Raw genomic sequence first — 17,951 nt, 5'->3', positions numbered from 1 at the left:
ATGCCCACCCCCCGACTCGACGAACGCCACCAAGCCTGGGCCGACCCCGTCCAGGAAGCCAACGGACGGGCTGGCGCTGCGGAGGAAAGCAGAGGACGAGCCAGCGCCCACCGGGAGCAGCACCGAAGCATTGCCGCCACGGACCGAAGTATCGCCACCACGGACCGAAGTATCGACACCACTCAAGCAGATCAAGACACCCACAACCGCGTGCACGCATGGCCCCTCACCCTCCCCGCCCTCGCAGCCTGGGCCAGCGCCCTGATCCTCCTGGCCTGCCCACCCCTCGCTGGGACGATCGTCGCCACCATCGCAGCCCTGAGCGCCGCAGCAACGGCCTGGCTCACCCGCTCACCCTCATCACCAGCACCGCCCAAAGACCCCAACACCGCACCCAAGGCTCGCCGCGATCCCGAACAAGCCGACGACCGCCGCGATCCTGGACAAGCCAGCGATCGCCGCGATCCTGGACAAGCCGACGATCGCCGCGATCTCGGACAGGCCGGCTGGCGCAACATCCTCCTAGCCACCCTCATCTGCACAGCAGCCGCCTCAGCCTCAGCCGCCCTCCGCATCCACGCCCTGACCACAAGCCCAGCAGCAGAACTCGCCAACCACAACACCTTCATCACCGCCGAGATCACCCTGACCAACGACCCAGAACGCAGACCGACCCGCTTCACCCAGGAAAGCTATGTGATCTCCGCCGACCTCAAGATCATCCGAACATCCACCACCAGCCAAGCCGTCAACATCCCCATCACCGTCTTCGCCACCGGCCAAGCCTGGGGCCCCCTCCTGCCCACCCAAACCGTGGAAGTCTCCGGCCGCCTGGCAAGTCCATCCCCCGGCACCCTGGTAGCAGCCACTCTGCTGGCCCGAACCCCACCACGGGTCCTCACACCCCCATCCACCCTCCAAACAGCAGCAGGCACCCTCAGAGCAGGTCTACGGGCCGCCGCCGACGTCCTGCCACCCGACCAACGTGGCCTCCTCCCGGGCCTGGTCGTCGGCGACGTCTCCCGCATGGACCCCCAGGTGACCGCAGACCTCAGAGAAGCCGGCCTGAGCCACCTAAATGCCGTTTCGGGAGCCAATTTGGCGATCGTCGCAGGCGCGACCCTCGCACTCTCCCGCCTGATAGGCATCTCCCTCCCTATGAGGGCGCTCTTCGCCGCCGTCGCGATGCTCGCGTTCACGGTGGTCGCCCGCCCGTCCCCGAGCGTGCTCCGCGCCCTCCTCATGGGCCTGGCAGCAGCCATCGCGATGGGCACGGGCCGCTCAAAGGACGGCCTCGCAGCCCTGTCCGCCACGGTCCTCTTCCTGGTGCTGTTCGCCCCGGAACTGGCCCGCTCCTACGGCTTCGCCCTCTCTGTCACAGCGACCGCCGGCATCCTCCTTCTCGCCCCACGCTGGAGAGACAAACTGTCAGGCACAAAGGAGGAGAACACACCACCAGACGAGCCGATCCACACTCCCGGCAAGGAGAGAAGCACACCACCGGACGTGCCGAACCGTGCGCCCGGCAAGGAGAGGACCACACCACCGGACGTGCCGAACCGTGCGCCCGGCAAGGGGAGAAACACACCACCGGACGAGCCAGATCGCACTCCCGGCAGAGAGGAGAGCACATCATCGGAGGAGCCAAGCGGCGCCCTTAGCCCCGCATCTCGCCACGCCAATCCCGAAAGACCCCCGTACCGGCTTCCCCGCTTCCTGGCTGAGGCGGTGGCGGTGCCGGCAGCGGCTCAGCTGGCCGTGACACCGGTACTGGTGCTGATGTCGGGCCAATTGACGCCCATCGCCGTGATAGCCAACATCCTCGTCGCACCAGCGGTGGCACCCGCGACCCTGCTCGGTTTCGGAGCCGCCTTGGTAGCCCCCATCTGGCCCGACGGCGCGCGGCTCCTGGTGATCCCAGCGGGGTACGCGGTCGGCTGGATCGTCACGGTCGCCCGCTGGGCGGTGAACCTTCCCTTCGCAACCCTGCCATGGCCAGCAGGCCTTCCAGGACTAGGCCTGCTCCTTCTTGCAACCATCGCGTCGATCCCCGTCCTGAGACGCCGCGCCTGGCGCACCGTCGCACTGACGGCGGCCATCGCCGCCCTCGTGGTGGTCCTGGTGGTCCGGCCCATCGCGGCCCCATGGCCGCCCAAGGGATGGCTGATGGTGATGTGCGACGTGGGCCAGGGCGATGGCCTCGTACTCGCGGCAGGGCAGGGCCGGGGAGTCGTGGTCGACACAGGACCAGACCCGGTCACCATGGACCGATGCCTGCGCAGACTCGGCATCGAAGACGTGCTCCTGATCGTCCTCACCCACCCGCACGCCGACCACACCGACGGCCTGCCGGGCGTACTCAGAAACCGGCGGGTAGGAGCCGTGCTCGTCAGCCCCCACCGCACAGGCGCACACTCCAGCGCACGACTCTCCGCCCTCCTGACCCGCGACCGAATACCCGAATGGACGACCCCACCAGGGACACGCTGGCGCTTCGGACCCAGCGAAGTGACCGTACTGGCTCCCGACCCCTCCCACGCCGAGATGAACGGGGCGGGCGAAGGCAGCGCGATCAACAACGCAAGCGTGGTCCTCCACGTACGCTGGCGTGCCGGCTCCATCCTGCTCAGCGGCGACCTGGAAACCGAAGCCCAGGACGAACTCCTGCACCGGCTCCCGATACGGGCCGACCTCCTCAAAACCCCGCACCATGGATCGAATCGACAGTCGCCGGCATTCCTGGCTTCGCTCGGCGCACGAGCGGCACTGATCAGTGTGGGATCCGACAACACCTACGGTCACCCCGCCATGTCCACGCTGAGCCTGCTCCACCGCCTCGGACTCGCCGTGTACCGAACGGATCAGTCAGGAGACCTGGCAGTAGTCGAAGGAAGGGGAAGGCTGGCTGTGATCCCGCGCGGACCGTAACCAGGAGATAGAGCGCACGGCAAGCCGGGCCATACGAACAGATGGCGATTGGCCTGGCCTCAGACCAGTCTTCGGCCGAGGTCGTTGCGGTGGCCGCCAACGATCAGCCGACCTGGGACTGGTGGTGGCTAGCATCGGCGAGACGGTACACCTGCTGAATACCGTCCTGTTGAACGTGTAGTCGTGTCCGCGGCTGAGGGTGGCAATCTCTTGGCTGCAGCGACGCCGTTTGTCGTGCGCAGTCGTGCCAGTTCCAGGAGAAGACGGCATCGAGTACCAGGTTGTCGGCAGCGCATGGCATGCTGCCTGACATGGCGGGAACCGATCCAGCACCTGTGACCTTGGTTGTCGGCGACGAGGAGTTGCTGGCTGAGCGGGCGGTGAGTGGCATCGTGGCGGCGGCGCGGGCGGCCGACTCCGGCGCTGAGGTGCATGACCTGCTCGGCGGCAAGGTCACCACTGGTGAGCTGACGCAGCTGACCTCGCCGTCGCTGTTCGGGGATCGCTCGGTGGTGGTGATCAGGTCCGCTCAGGATCTGGCGAAGGAGGTCATCGCCGAGATCGTCGCGTACACCAAGCAGCCCTCGGAAGACACCGTGATGGTCCTGTCGCATCCGGGCGGCGTCAAGGGCAAGGCGCTGGTCGATGGGGTGAAGAAGGCCGGAGCCAAGGTGATCACGATCAACAAGGTCACCAAGGCGGGGGAGCGGCTGGAGTTCATCAAGGGAGAATTCAAGCGGGCCGGGCGGAACATCGCTGGAGACGCGGCGCAGGCGTTGCTCGACGCGGTGGGGAACGACCTGCGGGAGCTGGCCGCCGCCTGCAGCCAGTTGGCCTTCGACACCGAGGACAAGACGATCAGTGCGGCCGCGGTGGCGCGGTATCACAAGGGACGGGCGGAGGTCACCGGCTTCAACGTCGCCGACTCGGCCGTGGAGGGGCGGCTGGCGGAGGCGCTGGAGCAACTGAGGTGGGCACTCGGCACCGGGGTCGCGCCTGTGCTGCTGGTGAGTGCGCTGGCCGGTGGGCTGCGGTCGCTCGCCAAGGTCGGCAGCGCGCCTCGTAATCTGCGGGGTGGGCAACTGGCCAGCCACGTGGGCATGCCGCCGTGGAAGGTCGATCGGGTGAAGCGGCAGCTCAACGGGTGGGGGCCGGAAGGGCTGTCACGGGCGATCCAGGCTGTGGCCAGTGCGGATGAGCAGGTCAAGGGCGGGGGAGCGGACCCGGCTTACGCGCTGGAGCACACGGTGCAGGTCATCGTGGCCAGTCGTACGGGGCGGTAGGGCTCGCCTTTCCTGGGCGCGTGTGACCTTGGCATGGGGCGGTTTAGAGCGGGCCTTGCTCTGGTGTTGGGTGGCCTAGCGAACGGGCCTGGCCCTGGCGTGGACATGCGCGGAGGGCGTCAGTGGGTGGCTGCAGCGCATACTCGACCTGGGCGAGGGCGAGGGCGAGGGCGAGGGTATGGCGGTGGCGCAGGGCAGGCCTGGCTCTGGTGTGGGGCATACGCGGAGGACGTAGTGGGCGGCTTCTGCGCACACGCAATCTTGGTGTGGGGTGGCCTAGAGGCGGGCCTAGCTCGGGTGCGGGGTGGCGAGGAGCGGGCCTCGCACGGGGTGGGGGTGATCCAGGGGGCTGGCCCGGATCGGGCGTGGGGGTGGTCCAGGGGGCCTGGATTCGGTGGGGCCTGTGCGGAGGGCGTCAGCGGGTGGTTTCTGCGTTGAGGAGGAGTTGCTTGAGCAGGGTGTCCAGGACGGCTTGATCCGCCGGCGCCAGGGCGCTGACCATGGCCGCTTCCACCTCGGCGCGGATCGTCATTGCCTCCGTCCACAGCTCCTTGCCTTTGGCGCTGAGTTCCACGTCCACGCGGCGTCGGTCCTCGGCGCTGCGTATGCGGCGCACCAGGCCCGTGCGTTCGAGGGTGTCCAGGCGGCCGGTCATCCCCGCGGGTGAGAGCAGCAGGTCGGCGGCCAGTTCGGACGGCGTTGCCGAGCCGCCGCGGGCCACCAGGCGGTGCAGCGTCTCGAACTCGTAGTCCTGCATCCCCATCTCCGACAGGGCCGCTTCCTTGGTGTGGGACAGGTGCTTCACGAGGAACTGCATGCGCGTCACGATCGCCTCCACCCGCTCGTCGAAGGGTGCTTTGCCGCGCCAGCGGGCCAGGTGGCGGTCGACTGAGTCCTCCATGGCAGGGATCATACGTCAGCGAGTATTTTGTTGACGAAACATTCGCTGGCGAAATATCGTCCCGGGCATGACATATCGGCTTTTGATCGGGCGTTGCCTGTCTGTCCTGGCGACGGCGCTCATTCCGACGACGATCACCTTGGCTGTGTTGCGGGTCGGTGGTGGGGGTGAGGCGCTGGGGGTTGTGCTGGCGAGTGAGTTGGTGCCCTTGCTGGTGTTGCTGCCTGTGGGTGGGGTGGTGGCGGATCGGGTGAGGCCGGAACGGCTCGCGTTGGCCGCCGACCTGGTCCGTTGTCTGTCGCAGGCCGCCATTGCCGTGGAGTTGCTGCTCGGGTTGGAGCGGCTGGTCGATCTGGCGTTGTTGTCCGCGGTGGCGGGAGCGGCCATTGCGTTCGGCAGTCCGGCGGTGCCCAGGCTGGTGATCGCGGTGGTGCCAGGGCCGGGCAGGTTGCGGATGAACGCGCGGATCGGTGTGGTGACGAGCCTGTCCAGTGTTGCGGCTCCGGCCCTGGCAGGGACGGTCACCGTGGCGGCTGGGCCGGGGTGGGCGGCGGCGCTGACGGCGGTGTTGTTCGCCTGCTCGGCTCTGACCCTCGGCGGTATTCGATCGGCGGCCGGTGTTCGGTCGTTGGTCGCGGCCACGGCTTCCTCCGCTGGAGGCCAGGTCTCCGGCGGTGTTGTGGAGCCGGTGGCGGCAGGACGCGCTCAGCGCCGCGATCGCGGAGCTGTGGCGTCGTTCGGGGACGATCTTGTGTATGGGTGGCGAGAGGTTAGGAAGCGTCCCTGGTTTCTGGCCTGTGTCATCGGTCACGGCGTCTGGCACTTCGTGGCCGGATTGTTCCTGACGCTTGGGCCCGTGACCGCCGTTCATCAGTTGGGCGGTGAGATGGGCTGGATGGTGATCGTGCAGAGCGGGACCGTGGGGATGGTGCTGGGCGTATTCGCTGCTCCCAGGTTGCCGATCCGGCGGCCGTTGGTCATGGTTCAGGTGGGTGCGGCGGGCTATCTGCTGCCCATGCTGGCCTTGGCTATTACGGCGCCGCTGCCGGTGCTCGCGGGGGCGTACTTCGTGGCGATGTTCGGGTTGGGGCTGCTCAGTCCGTTGTGGGAGACGGTGGTGGCGGAGGAGGTTCCGGAAGGGGCGTTGGGGCGGGTGCGGTCGTTCGATCAGCTGATCTCGTTCGCGTCGCGGCCGTTCGGGCTGGCGGTGGCCGCGCCGCTGGCCGGGGTTACCGGGGTGGCGGTGCTGGCGGTGGTGGGCGGTGTGCTGGTCGCCGCCGCCAATCTTGTGGCGATCGCCTGGCAACCCCGTGACAGGTGACCGGGCCTTGGGGGGCGAGGTTGTGGTGGTGGTCGAGGCTCTGGTGGTGGTCGGGTGGCCGTCTTCGGATGCCCATGAGCTGAGCTGAGCTGAACGAGCGGGCGCAGCGGGATGCTGCTGGAGTTGGGGCCCGTACAGGTACGCGGCGGGCGCGAAGGTGCGCGCAGATACGGGGTGAGGCGCAGGTTCGTGCGGCGCGCAGGTTCGTGGCGGGGCGCGCAGATGTGTGGCGAGGCGCAGGTGCGCGGCGGGGCGCGCAGATACGGGGTGGGGCACAGGCTCGTGCGGGGCGCAGGTTCGTGGCGGGGCGCGCAGGTGCGTGGCGAGGCGCGGGTGCGGGTCGGGGCGCGCAGATACGTGGTGGGGCGCAGGTTCGTGCGGGGCGCGTAGGTACGTGGTGGGGTGCAGGTTCGTGGCAGGGCGCGACGGTTCACCAGCCGCCTGGGCCGATGGATCAGGGCGCCGATCGAGCCGTCGAAGAGCGCGCCCTGCTGTGGTCGGTTATGAGCGGTCCGGTTCGTGCAGGTAGAGCGGCGGCGGCCCGTACAAGGACGGTTGCGCATGAGCCGGCGCACCGGGGTGCCGAGGGACGCGTCCAGCCCGAGCAGGCCGTGCGGCGAGGTCCTGAATCGCGCGGCGGGAAAGGCGCCCGCAGCCCGAACGCCGCGCCGCAAGCCGCTCTCAGGCGCGCGCCCCCTCCCGCACCACCCCATCGCTGATCTCCAGCACCCGATCCGCCAACGTGATCAGGCTCGGATCATGCGTGGCCACCAGCGCCGTAACCCCCTCACTCCGCACGACCGCCCGCAACAACTCCATGATCTGCCGCCCCGTCTGCGAATCGAGCTGCCCCGTAGGCTCATCCGCCACCAGCAACCGTGGCCGGTTGGCCAGCGACCTGGCAATGGCAACCCGCTGCCGCTGCCCCCCGGACAACTCGTACGGCCGCTGGTTGACGTGCTGTTCCAGCCCCACGAGCGCGAGCAGCATCCGCACCCGGGCGTCGCGCTCCTCGACCGGCGTGCGCAGCAGGCGCATGGGCACGCCCACGTTCTCGGCGGCCGACAGCACGGGGATGAGCCCGAACGACTGGAACACGAACCCGACGACGTCCCTGCGCACGGCGAGCAGGTCGTCCTCGGACATGGACGTGATCTCGCGCCCGTCCACCACCACCCGCCCGGCGTCCGGTTTGTCCAGGCCGCCGATTTGGTTGAGCAGGGTCGTCTTCCCGGAGCCGGACCGGCCGCGGATCGCGACGAGTTCGCCGGGCAGGACGGAGAAGGACACGTCCCGGAGGGCGACGACCTCCTTGGGCCCCGTCCGGTAGACCTTGCGCAGGCCCTCCACGACGACCAGGGGCGAGTCAGTCATTCGAGGGGTCCTCTCGGGCGGGCCACACGCCGATGTGGTCGGATTCGAGTTCGAGGCGCACCCGGCGTTCCATGTCGAGGGCGTTCATGAAGTCGCGGGGGAGTTGCAGGCGGCCGACCCGGTCGAGCACGGCGTACTCCTCGGCGATGATCTGTCCCTCGGCGCCCTCCCGGCGCAGCGTCTCGCTGCTGGTGCGTCCGTCGCGGATGCCGATGGTCCGGTCCACCTGCTCCGACACGAGCGGGTCGTGCGTGACGATGACGACGGTAACGCCCAGCTCCCTGTTGGCCTTGCGCAGCGCGTCGAAGACCTGCTCGGACGTCTCGCTGTCGAGCTCGCCGGTCGGTTCGTCGGCCAGGATGAGCTGCGGGGAGTTGGCGAGGGCGACGGCGATGGCCACACGCTGCTGTTCGCCGCCGGATATCTCGGGCGTCCTGCGGTGGGCGCAGGAGGCGACGCCGAGCAGATCGAGCAACTCCAGCGCCCGCCTCTTGCGAGCGGAACCGGAAAGCTTCGCGGCACCGGCGACAGGCGGTGCGGGGGCGACAAGCTCTGTGGGGCCGGAAAGCTTCGCGGCACCGGCAACAGGCGGTGAGGAGGCGACAGGCTCTGCGGGGGTGACAGGCTCTGCGGGGCCGGAAAACTTCACGGGGCCGGCGAGCCTGCCCGCCAGTTTCATCGGCAGCTCGACGTTCTCCCGAGCCGTCAGGTACGGCAGCAGGTTCCGCGCCGTCTGCTGCCAGATGAACCCCACCACCGACCGCCGATACCGCAGCCGATCCTTGGCACTCATGGCCAGCAAATCCATCCCGGCCACCCTGGCCACCCCGGCCGTCGGCACATCCAGCCCGGACAGCACGTTCAGCAACGTCGACTTGCCGGACCCCGACGCCCCGACGATCGCCACCAGCTCACCCTTGTCGATCACCAGGTCCAGCCCCTGCAACGCCACGACCTCGACGCCCTCGGTCTTGTAGATCCGCACGAGGTTGTCGCACACGATGTGCGCGTCGCCGCCGAACGTGGCGGCGGGCCGCCGGGCCTTGGCTTCCAGCTCTGACAGGGTCGGGTTCATGAGAGGTCCCCCACTCGGAGTACGGCGCCGAGGCTGCGGCGCCGGCTGATGGCGGTGTGGGCGTACGCGCCGAGCAGGGCGACGGCGGCCAGCCCGGCCGTCAGCGCGCTGGGCAGGAACAGGTCGAGCGAGTACTCGCCGACGGGCAGGTCACCGGCGTAGGAGGACAGGTCGACGCCGGGCCCGAGCGCGGCGGGCAGGACGAGGCCGAGGCCGAGCCCGACCAGCGCGGTGACGAGGATCATGGGCAGGATCTCCAGCACGGTCAGTCGCTGCGCCTGCCGCTCCGACAGGCCGAGCGTGCGCAGGAACGATACTGCCCGCGCCCGTTCCGCGGCCCCGATGACCAGCGACAGGACGACGGCGATGAGCGCGTACGCGGCCAGCGCGGCCGTTACGATCAGCAGCGTCCAGCGCACCGTGCTCGTCAGCGGGTCGTCCTGGATGGCTCGCAGAGCGCTCTCCTGGGAGGTGACGACGGCGGCCGGGACCAGTCGCGCCAGCTCGGGCAGCGGGACGTCACCGGCGATCAGCAGCGTGTTCACGGCGGGCCTGATCTGCACCCCGATGGGCACGACCAGGAACTTGCCCTCGGTGAAGAAGCCGGGCACCGACGCGACCACGCCGCGCGTGGCGAGCTTCACCCGCGACTGCCAGCCGATCTCGAACGTGCCCCGCCCGCGCAGCTCGGGCGAGACGAGCGCGCCGTCGGACAGCGGGGGCAGCGCGACGGGGGCGCCGTCGAGGAGCCGCCGCCACTGGGCCACGTCCACGGCGATGGCCTCGGCCTGCTCGGCGCCGTACCCGACCTGAACACGTCCCGTCTGGGCGAGGACGACCTGCTCGACGCCGGCGAGGCGGCGCACCCGCTCGATCGCCTCGGCGGGGATCTCGCTCTCCGCGGTCACCCTGATCGGCGCGCCCACCTGCTGCCAGGACGCGGTGCGCTGCGTGGTGGCGATCCCGTCGGAGACGACGGCGGCGAACACGGACACGCCCAGCGCGGGCAGCAGGATCAGCACCGGCAGCAGACTGCCGGAACGGGCCCTGGCCGCCCTGGTCAGCCCCAGGAACGGCACCGCGGCCCGGCCGCGCGAGGCGAGCCGGACGAGCAGCCGCAGCGGGTACGGGTAGCACCGCAGCGTGATCAGCGCCGCCGCCACGGTCAGCGCGATCGGCACCACGAGCAGGAACGGGTCCTGCCCGCCCGATGCGCTCAGCCCGCGGGCCCGCAGCAGGTACGCCCCGGCGAGCGCGAGCCCCACGACCAGCACCTCCAGCGTGATCCGCCTGGCGGAGGGCCGGGCGGTGGCCACGTCGCCGCGCGAGCCGTGCAGCGGCGTGCGGTGCGCGAGCCCCGTCCGGACGGCGGCGAACCCGACGGCCACGACGACCACGAGGGCGGGTCCGGCGTGCACGATCGGCAGCGCGGGCCCGGGCACCAGGAAGGACACCGCGTACCCGAGCAGCGCCGCGGGCAGCACGGCCAGCGCGGCGAGGGCCGCGGCCGTGCCCGCCACCTGCGGCAGCGACCCGCCGCGCGCCCGCGCCAGGGTCAGCGGGTGGTCCAGCTTGTCGGCCAGGAGCTGAACGGCCAGCACGATCACGCCGAGGCCGACGGCCAGCAGCCCGCCGAGCACCAGGTACATCACGGTCTGCGCGGTGGACAGGGCGGCCAGGAAGTCGCCGAGCAGCTTGGGCAGCGCGGTCTCGACGTGGTACGGGCTGCCGGTGGTCTGCAGCCCCACGACCCGGGCGAACTCGGCGACCGCCGCCCGTAGATCGGGCACGTCCAGCGCGCCGGCCGCCCGCGGGTCCAGGGGCAGGATCCACCGGTACGACAGGTTCCGTCCCTCGCCGCTGAGGGCCGTCAGCCCGGCGTCGGACATGAGTGTGGTGATGTGGTTGACGTGGTCCTTGCCGCCGGGCGGCTTCTGCTGGATGACGTGCAGGAGGTCGGCGTCGTGCGACCAGGCGCGGTCGCCGGGGTCCTTGGCGCGGAAGACGCCGACGATCTTCACGGCGGCGTAGTCGTTCTCGCCCAGCATGATCGTCTGGCCGAGCCGCAGCCCCATCTCGGGCAGGGCCTCCTCGACGATCCCGACCTCGAAGACCGGGATCGTTTCGCCTTCGTACCGCGTCGTGGCGGGCGCGCCGGGAGCGCGTCCGCCGACCCAGTCCACGCGCCGGTCGGCGTCGGAGAGCCAGCTCAGGTTGACGTACATGCCGCCGCCCGTGCCGGTGACGGGCGTCAGCGAGGTCTTGGCGCTCATGTGCCCGGCGCCGGTGGTCAGCGGGCGCAGCCCGGCGGGCGTGATCTCGCGCCAGAGGCGCTCGCGGGTGTCGAACTGGGCGCGTTCGCGCAGGTCCTCGCCCTGCCCGTGGGACTCCACGGTCACGGTCAGGTCGGTCTGCGCGGCGGGGGCTGCGTTGAGCGCGCGGCGCAGGGCTTCGTCGTACGAGCCCTGCGTCGCCCTCGGCAGGCCCGCGACCAGCAGGCACGCGCTCAGCGTGAGCACGGACAGCACGGCCATCGTGCCCAGGTGCATCCGGGCGAGCAGCCGGATCCTCACTGTTCCTCCCGGAGGCCGTGACCCTGGCGGCGCAGGTTGCGCGCCAGCCCGGCGACGATCGCGAACAGCACCGCCGTCACCAGCGCCAGCATCAGCCCGGTGGCCGCCCACGGGATGTCGAGCAGCACGCCGGGCGTGACGGCCGCGGCCTGCCCGGTCAGCACCACGTGCGGCACCACCAGCACACCGACGACGACCGCCAGCCCGGTGCCGGCGACCAGCGACAGCCCCACCACGAACGTCTGCTCCACGGCCAGCATCCCGAGCATCTGCCGGGGGCCGACCCCGAGCGCCCGCAGGATCGCGAACTCGGCCAGCCGCTCCCGCGCCGCGACCGTGGCGTTGACCAGGAACCCGAGCACCGCGAACACCAGCGCCGCCGCGAACCCGAGCATCAGCGCCCCCTGCAGCCCGCTGGCCAGCGGGTCGTCGCGCAGGGTGGCGGCCAGCGCGCGCTGGTCGAGCGCGGTGACGTCCCACTCGGGACGGCCCGCGAGGGCGGCCACGGCGGCGGTGGTGTCGGGCGCGGCCAGCCACCACTCCGTGGCGGGGCGGGGGAGCCGCGCGCCGGCCAGCTCGCGCGCCTGCATGGTCGCCCAGTCGAAGAGCACCGCCTGCTGCCCGGCCGCGGTCGTCGGCATCGTCTCCACCACGCCGACGACCTTGACCGGCATGACCCGGCGGTCGATGGAGGCGCGCCCGCTCTGCCCGACGCCCAGCTTGAGCGAGGCGGCCAGGTCGGCGGTGAGCACCACGGGCAGCGGGCCGGGCTCCGGCTGCTGAACGAAGGGGGCGGTCGTGTCGCCGCTGACGCTCATCGTGATCGGGCGCGCGGGGACCGGCTGCCCGTCGGCGGTGAGGGTCTGGAGTGTGAGGTTCGCGGGGGTGTCCTGCGCGCTCGCGACCAGGCCGAGCAGGGTGATCGGGTACGTGATCGTCCCGCTTCTGCCGGCCAGCGCGCGAAGGTCCACCTCGACCTGGTTCGTGCCCTGTTCGAGCATGCCGAGCGACACGTCCCGCCAGACGCCGAGACCGTCGGACAGCACCAGCCGCAGCGGGAGGTCCGCGCTCGCCTCGGCGGTCATGACCAGCTCGGCCGGACGTCCGGGCAGGTCCAGGCCCTTGGCCCGGTCGCCGGCCAGCGCCCGCGACAGCTCGCCGACGCTCTGCGCCGACAGGTCGGGGCGCAGGTGGAACAGCTCGTCCAGCTTGCCCGCGTCGAGCGCGAGCAGCAGCGCGTTCTCGCCGCTCACGTCGCTCTGCCCGCGGAAGCCGGGCGAGGCCGCGGTGACGCCGGGCAGCGCGGTGAACGCCGTGCCGCGCCCGAGCGCCCCCAGCTCGGGGCCGTCCGCGGGCCCGGACAGCCGCAGGTCGGCGCCCGCCTGGTGGCGGGCCTGGTCGAGCTGCGAGGAACGCCAGGTGGAGGCGGTCGCCAGGGAGACGATGCCGATCGCGATCGCCATGGTGAGCAGCAGCGCGGGCCCGGCGTACTTGAGCGGCCGCCTGCTCACCTGCCACGCGCCGAGCGCGGGGGCGAGCGTGGGCCGCCTGGACGTCACCCGCTCGGCCAGCCGCGACAGGCGGGGCACCAGCCGCAGCCCGAGCATGCCGCCCGTGAGCAGGGCCAGCGCGGGCCCGGAGATGATCAGCGGGTCGATGCCCAGCCCGCCCGCCGCCGTCGTGGTCACGGGCGCGCCGTACCGCTGGAGCTGCCAGATCGCCAGCCCGGCCACGACCAGCAGCGCCAGGTCCGCGCCCGCCCGCTCGATCAGCCCGCGCCCGCCGCCTCGCCCGCGCGCCGACTGCTCCTCCACGTAGGTACGCCGCGCGCCCGCCAGTGCGGGCAGCACCAGCAGGACGGCCGCGGCCAGCGCCACCCCGAACGACACGAGGAACGTCCCCGCGTCCGCCACCGGCGCCAGCCGCACCCCCGAGGCCCTGATCCACGGGAGCCGGTTGACCAGCTCGAGCAGCGGCGGCCCGAGGAACGGCGCCACGACCGCGCACGGGAGCGCCACCAGCAGCGCCTCGCCGCCTGCCAGCGCCGCCAGCCGCATCGTGCCCGCGCCGCGCGAGCGCAGCAGCGCCACCTCCATGCGGCGGTGGTCGGCCAGCAGCCGCGCGGTCAGCATCAGCGCGTACGCGGCCAGCAGCAGCAACTGCAGCACCGGGATCAGCATGGTCGAGCGCGCCACCAGGGACGCGGTGTCGAGCTGGGTGAGCATCTCGGGCAGGTGACTGGTGGCCACGCAGCTCGCGCAGCCGTTCGCCTTCAGCCGCTCCTCCACCTGGGCGATCGCGCCGGCCAGCGGGCGGAGCTGCTCGGGGGTGAGCGTGCGCAGGTCGGGGACGGCGGTCCAGGTGGCGTTGACATTCGTGGCGAAGCGGGACAGGAAGGTCTCGCGGGTCACCATGAGCGGCCCGTACGTGGTGAAGTCGCCGCGCTCGACGCCCCTGCTGAGGAGCTGCTCGCCGGCCCAGCGCTCGCCGAACGGGTCGGTGAGCTGGAAGACGCCGGCCACGCGCACCCTGATCGGGCGGGGGTCGAGGCGGCCTCGCGTGGTGAACTCCTGCCCCGCCTCGAAGCCGCTCGCGGACGCCGCCGACAGCGAGATCGCCACCTCGACCGGATCGTCACCGGGTTTCGGCCAGGCCCCTGAGACCAGTTTGGCGTGCCGGTCGAGGCCGTCGTAGCTGCCGAACCTGAGCAGTTCGGGCCGCTGCTGCGCCTCCTGGCCGGGCATGGCGTAGGAGTCGGAGCGGAAGCTGGTGGTGAGGGCGGGCGTGGTGGCGTAGGCGCGGGCCAGCTCGGCGCGTACCGCCTGGTCGAACTTCGGGAACGTCTCGGCCGTCACGGGGGCGCTGATGGTGGCCGCGGTCTGCGCGTACGAGGCCGTCTCCATCGTCCGGCGGACCCCGGCCTCGGCGATGGAGGAGGCGTACATGGTCAGCGCCACCAGCGTGGTGGTCGCCAGCAGGATCGAGCCCAGGGCGGCCAGGAGGAGCAGCGGCTCGCTGAACGCCCTCTTGACGACCAACGGCCCCCGCATGTGTCCCCCTTCACCCGTTTAGTGCACCTTCAGGCAGGTGGACGAGCGGGAGCAAGGGATCTTTGGAACGGTGACGGAGCCGATACGGGCGTGTGATATCGAAACCGTGACAAACCCCGGCAAAAAAACAACGCCGCACCCCATGAGGAGGTGCGGCGTTTCGGAACGCCGAAATAGCCAGGCTTACTTGGCGCCGGCCAGCGCCGCGGCCTGCTTGGCGATCGCGGACTTGCGGTTGGCGGCCTGGTTCTTGTGAATGACGCCCTTGCTGACGGCCTTGTCGAGCTGACGGGCGGCGACACGCTGCAGAGCCGCAGCCTGCTCGACGTCGCCCTGCTCCGCAGCCTCGCGGAACTTGCGGACAGCCGTCTTCAGCGAGGACTTGACGGCCTTGTTGCGCAGACGAGCCTTCTCGTTCTGCTTGTTGCGCTTGATCTGGGACTTGATGTTCGCCACGAAGAAGCCTCGGTGAAGTCTGAAGTGATGGACGGGGCGCGCGGGCTCGAGAGAGGGCGCGCCACACGCAGTTGCCCAGGTTACCAATAACTCAGGCGGCTGCTCAAATCAACGCCACCGCAACATGTACTCGCGCCAATCCTCCTCGGTGGCGGCGAAGTCGACGTAGAGCGCCAGCCCGAACCGCTCGCGGCGGCCGTGGTCCGACAGCGCCAGCCTGGCGCCCTCGGCGGCCATCGCGACACTCTCCGCCTGGTCCAGCCATGGTACGCCGTGATCGTGGTAGGCCGGTGCGCCGATGTACAGGGCCTTGGAGTCCGGGACCAGGTCCAGGGCGAGGCGGGCCTGGCGGGCCACGTAACCGCCGTAGAGGGACTGTGAGGGGGTGAAGGAGTCGTACGTCATGATCGCCACCTGGTCCACACGGTCGACGACCTGGCGGAAGTAGCCCTCGGACCAGTACTTGTCGTGGCCCAGGACGGCCCTGGCGGTCAGGCGCATCCCGAGGAAGGGCTCGATCTGCGGGGTGGAGGTGGACAGCAGCCTGGTGTGCTGCCGCGTCCTGTCCAGGAGGTCGAGGAACTCGGCGTCGTCGTCGCCGATGGGCTCGAAGTTGTAGTGGATGCCGTCGTAGCCCTGCTTCATGATGGCGGCGACGCCGGCCAGGACGTTCGCGCGGGACGCGGCGTCGTCCAGGTCGAGGCCGTTCTTGACGGCCTGGCCGAGCCAGGCGGAGACGCGGATCCCGGGAAGATGTTTACGCATCCATTGGATGAAATTTCCGGCGTTGGGGTATTTGGCGGGATCTAGGCGGCCGTCCCACTCGAAGGGGCCGGAGTGGACGTACACGTCCTTGATGCCTGTGGTGCGCAGCCGTACGGCGAGCTTCCGCACGTCCTGCTCCGTACGGCGGCCGTCCACCCAGGCGTGGCCCAGCCATAAGGCGTCGTTGCCGGTGCTCTTCGCCCAGGCCGCCGGGGCACCGGTAAACTGGATACGGAGCGCCGCGGCGAGGAGGCCGCCCAGCGCGACCACGACGGCCAAGGCAAGCGCGAGCAGGCGCAGGCCGCGGCGGATGACGGTTCGGGCAATCACCCGGGCATGTCACCATGGAAGACTGCTTGTCCTCAACCCTGTCGAAACGGACTTCGGTGCGCACTCAGCCTGGCCAGACCGACCCCGCGTTGATCCGCAACTTCTGCATCATCGCGCACATCGACCATGGCAAGTCGACCCTTGCCGACCGGATGCTGCAGATCACCGGCGTGGTCGACGACCGCTCCATGCGCGCTCAGTACCTCGACAGGATGGACATCGAGCGCGAGCGGGGCATCACGATCAAGTCCCAGGCCGTGCGGCTGCCGTGGGACGGCCACGTGCTCAACATGATCGACACCCCCGGGCACGTCGACTTCACCTACGAGGTGTCCCGGTCGCTGCAGGCGTGTGAGGGCGCGATCCTGCTGGTCGACGCGGCCCAGGGCATCGAGGCGCAGACGCTGGCCAACCTCTACCTGGCCATGAACGCCGACCTGCACATCATCCCCGTGCTCAACAAGATCGACCTGCCGGCGGCGCAGCCGGAGAAGTTCGCCGAGGAGCTGGCGGGCCTGATCGGCTGCGACCCGTCCGACGTGCTCAAGGTGTCGGGCAAGACCGGCGAGGGCGTGCGCGAGCTGCTCGACCACGTCGTGCAGACGATCCCGGCCCCCGTGGGCGACGCCGACGCCGCCGCCCGCGCGCTGATCTTCGACTCCGTCTACGACACCTACCGCGGCGTGGTCACCTACGTCCGGGTGGTGGACGGCCACCTCGGCAAGCGTGAGCGCATCCTCATGATGTCCACCAACGCCACCCACGAGACGCTGGAGATCGGCGTCATCTCGCCCGAGCCCAAGGTCTCCGACCTGGGCCTCGGCGTCGGCGAGGTGGGCTACCTCATCACCGGCGTGAAGGACGTGCGCCAGTCGCGGGTGGGTGACACGGTCACCTCGGCGGTCAAGGGCGCCCAGGAGATGCTGGCCGGCTACGAGCACCCGAAGCCCATGGTGTTCTCCGGGCTCTATCCGATCGACGGCGACGAGTACCCGGAGCTGCGCGAGGCGCTCGACAAGCTGCAGCTCAACGACGCCGCGCTGGTCTACGAGCCGGAGACGTCGGCGGCGCTCGGGTTCGGGTTCCGCGTCGGCTTCCTCGGGCTGCTGCACATGGAGATCGTGCGCGAGCGGCTGGAGCGCGAGTTCGGGCTGTCGCTCATCTCCACCGCGCCCAACGTGGTCTACCGCGTGATCATGGAGGACGGCAAGGAGCTGACCGTCACCAACCCGTCCGAGTTCCCCACCGGCGGCAAGATCGCGCAGGTCTTCGAGCCGGTCACCAAGTCCACGATCCTGGCGCCGTCCGAGTTCATCGGCGCCATCATGGAGATCTGCCAAGGGCGGCGCGGCCAGCTCCTCGGCATGGACTACCTGTCGGAGGACCGCGTCGAGATCCGCTACACGCTGCCGCTCGGCGAGATCATCTTCGACTTCTTCGACCAGCTCAAGTCGCGCACCCGCGGCTACGCCTCGCTCGACTACGAGCCGGCGGGCGAGCAGGAGGCCGACCTGGTCAAGGTCGACATCCTGCTGCAGGGCGAGGCGGTCGACGCCTTCAGCGCCATCGTGCACAAGGACAAGGCCTACGGCTACGGCGTCGACATGGCCAAGAAGCTGCGCGAGCTGATCCCCAGGCAGCAGTTCGAGGTGCCCATCCAGGCTGCCATCGGCGCCAGGGTCATCGCCCGCGAGAACATCCGCGCCATCCGCAAGGACGTCCTGGCCAAGTGCTACGGCGGTGACATCTCCCGTAAGCGGAAGCTGCTGGAGAAGCAGAAGGAAGGCAAGAAGCGGATGAAGATGGTCGGCCGGGTCGAGGTGCCGCAGGAGGCCTTCGTCGCCGCGCTGTCCACCGACTCCAGCACCGACAAGACCAAGAAGTAGCCGCTTTTC

Annotated in this window: 12 protein-coding genes; 5 read left to right on the top strand and 7 right to left on the bottom strand. The window is 70.4% G+C overall.

Annotated features, from left to right (window positions below; genetic code table 11):
• Positions 1-2,928, top strand: a complete 2,928-nt coding sequence (locus ABD331_RS05955) for a ComEC/Rec2 family competence protein (protein ID WP_344471309.1) — start codon at positions 1-3, stop codon at positions 2,926-2,928.
• 299 nt (positions 2,929-3,227) lie between these two features.
• A complete protein-coding gene (holA, locus tag ABD331_RS05950; protein WP_344471307.1) occupies positions 3,228-4,211 on the top strand; it encodes a DNA polymerase III subunit delta in 984 nt (327 codons plus the stop codon).
• Positions 4,212-4,626: 415 nt separating this feature from the next.
• Here the strand turns inward: holA and ABD331_RS05945 are convergent, their stop codons facing one another.
• A complete protein-coding gene (locus ABD331_RS05945) occupies positions 4,627-5,112 on the bottom strand; it encodes a MarR family winged helix-turn-helix transcriptional regulator (protein ID WP_344471304.1) in 486 nt (161 codons plus the stop codon).
• A gap of 67 nt (positions 5,113-5,179) precedes the next feature.
• Here ABD331_RS05945 and ABD331_RS05940 point away from each other — a divergent pair, with 67 nt between their 5' ends.
• Together ABD331_RS05940 and ABD331_RS05935 are read left to right on the top strand one after the other, a co-directional pair.
• On the top strand, positions 5,180-6,433 hold the full coding sequence (locus ABD331_RS05940; protein WP_344471301.1) for an MFS transporter: 1,254 nt from the start codon (positions 5,180-5,182) through the stop codon (positions 6,431-6,433).
• A gap of 174 nt (positions 6,434-6,607) precedes the next feature.
• Positions 6,608-6,823 (top strand): hypothetical protein, encoded by a 216-nt coding sequence (locus tag ABD331_RS05935; protein ID WP_344471298.1) that lies wholly within the window; start codon positions 6,608-6,610, stop codon positions 6,821-6,823.
• A 291-nt stretch (positions 6,824-7,114) separates the two neighbouring features.
• On the opposite strand, the gene ABD331_RS05930 is transcribed toward ABD331_RS05935, so the two are convergent.
• The 6 genes from ABD331_RS05930 to ABD331_RS05905 all read right to left on the bottom strand — a co-directional run bounded on the left by ABD331_RS05930 (position 7,115) and on the right by ABD331_RS05905 (position 16,056).
• On the bottom strand, positions 7,115-7,807 hold the full coding sequence (locus tag ABD331_RS05930; protein ID WP_344471295.1) for an ABC transporter ATP-binding protein: 693 nt from the start codon (positions 7,805-7,807) through the stop codon (positions 7,115-7,117).
• Entirely contained in the window at positions 7,800-8,882 is a 1,083-nt protein-coding gene (locus ABD331_RS05925) for an ABC transporter ATP-binding protein (protein WP_344471292.1), read from the bottom strand. Before ABD331_RS05925 ends, ABD331_RS05930 begins: the two co-directional genes overlap by 8 nt.
• Positions 8,879-11,455, bottom strand: a complete 2,577-nt coding sequence (locus ABD331_RS05920; protein WP_344471289.1) for an FtsX-like permease family protein — start codon at positions 11,453-11,455, stop codon at positions 8,879-8,881. The genes ABD331_RS05925 and ABD331_RS05920 overlap by 4 nt, the downstream gene beginning before the upstream one ends.
• Positions 11,452-14,505 carry an FtsX-like permease family protein gene (locus ABD331_RS05915; RefSeq protein WP_344471287.1) on the bottom strand — a complete coding sequence of 1,018 codons (3,054 nt, stop codon included), beginning with the start codon at positions 14,503-14,505 and terminating at the stop codon, positions 11,452-11,454. The genes ABD331_RS05920 and ABD331_RS05915 overlap by 4 nt, the downstream gene beginning before the upstream one ends.
• Before the next feature lie 183 nt (positions 14,506-14,688).
• A complete protein-coding gene (gene rpsT, locus ABD331_RS05910) occupies positions 14,689-14,961 on the bottom strand; it encodes a 30S ribosomal protein S20 (protein WP_148439269.1) in 273 nt (90 codons plus the stop codon).
• 108 nt (positions 14,962-15,069) lie between these two features.
• Complete coding sequence (locus ABD331_RS05905; RefSeq protein ID WP_344471283.1) at positions 15,070-16,056, bottom strand: glycoside hydrolase family 18 protein; 987 nt, start codon at positions 16,054-16,056, stop codon at positions 15,070-15,072.
• Positions 16,057-16,070: 14 nt separating this feature from the next.
• Here ABD331_RS05905 and lepA point away from each other — a divergent pair, with 14 nt between their 5' ends.
• Positions 16,071-17,942, top strand: coding sequence for a translation elongation factor 4 (gene lepA / locus ABD331_RS05900; protein ID WP_425565946.1), 1,872 nt, complete (start codon positions 16,071-16,073; stop codon positions 17,940-17,942).
• Positions 17,943-17,951 lie beyond the last annotated feature (9 nt).

This window comes from Nonomuraea monospora, assembly GCF_039531895.1.
Taxonomy (GTDB): Bacteria; Actinomycetota; Actinomycetes; order Streptosporangiales; family Streptosporangiaceae; genus Nonomuraea; species Nonomuraea monospora.
The sequence above is the reverse complement of the archived record's forward strand: the minus strand, read 5'-3'. Positions and strand labels throughout refer to the sequence as shown.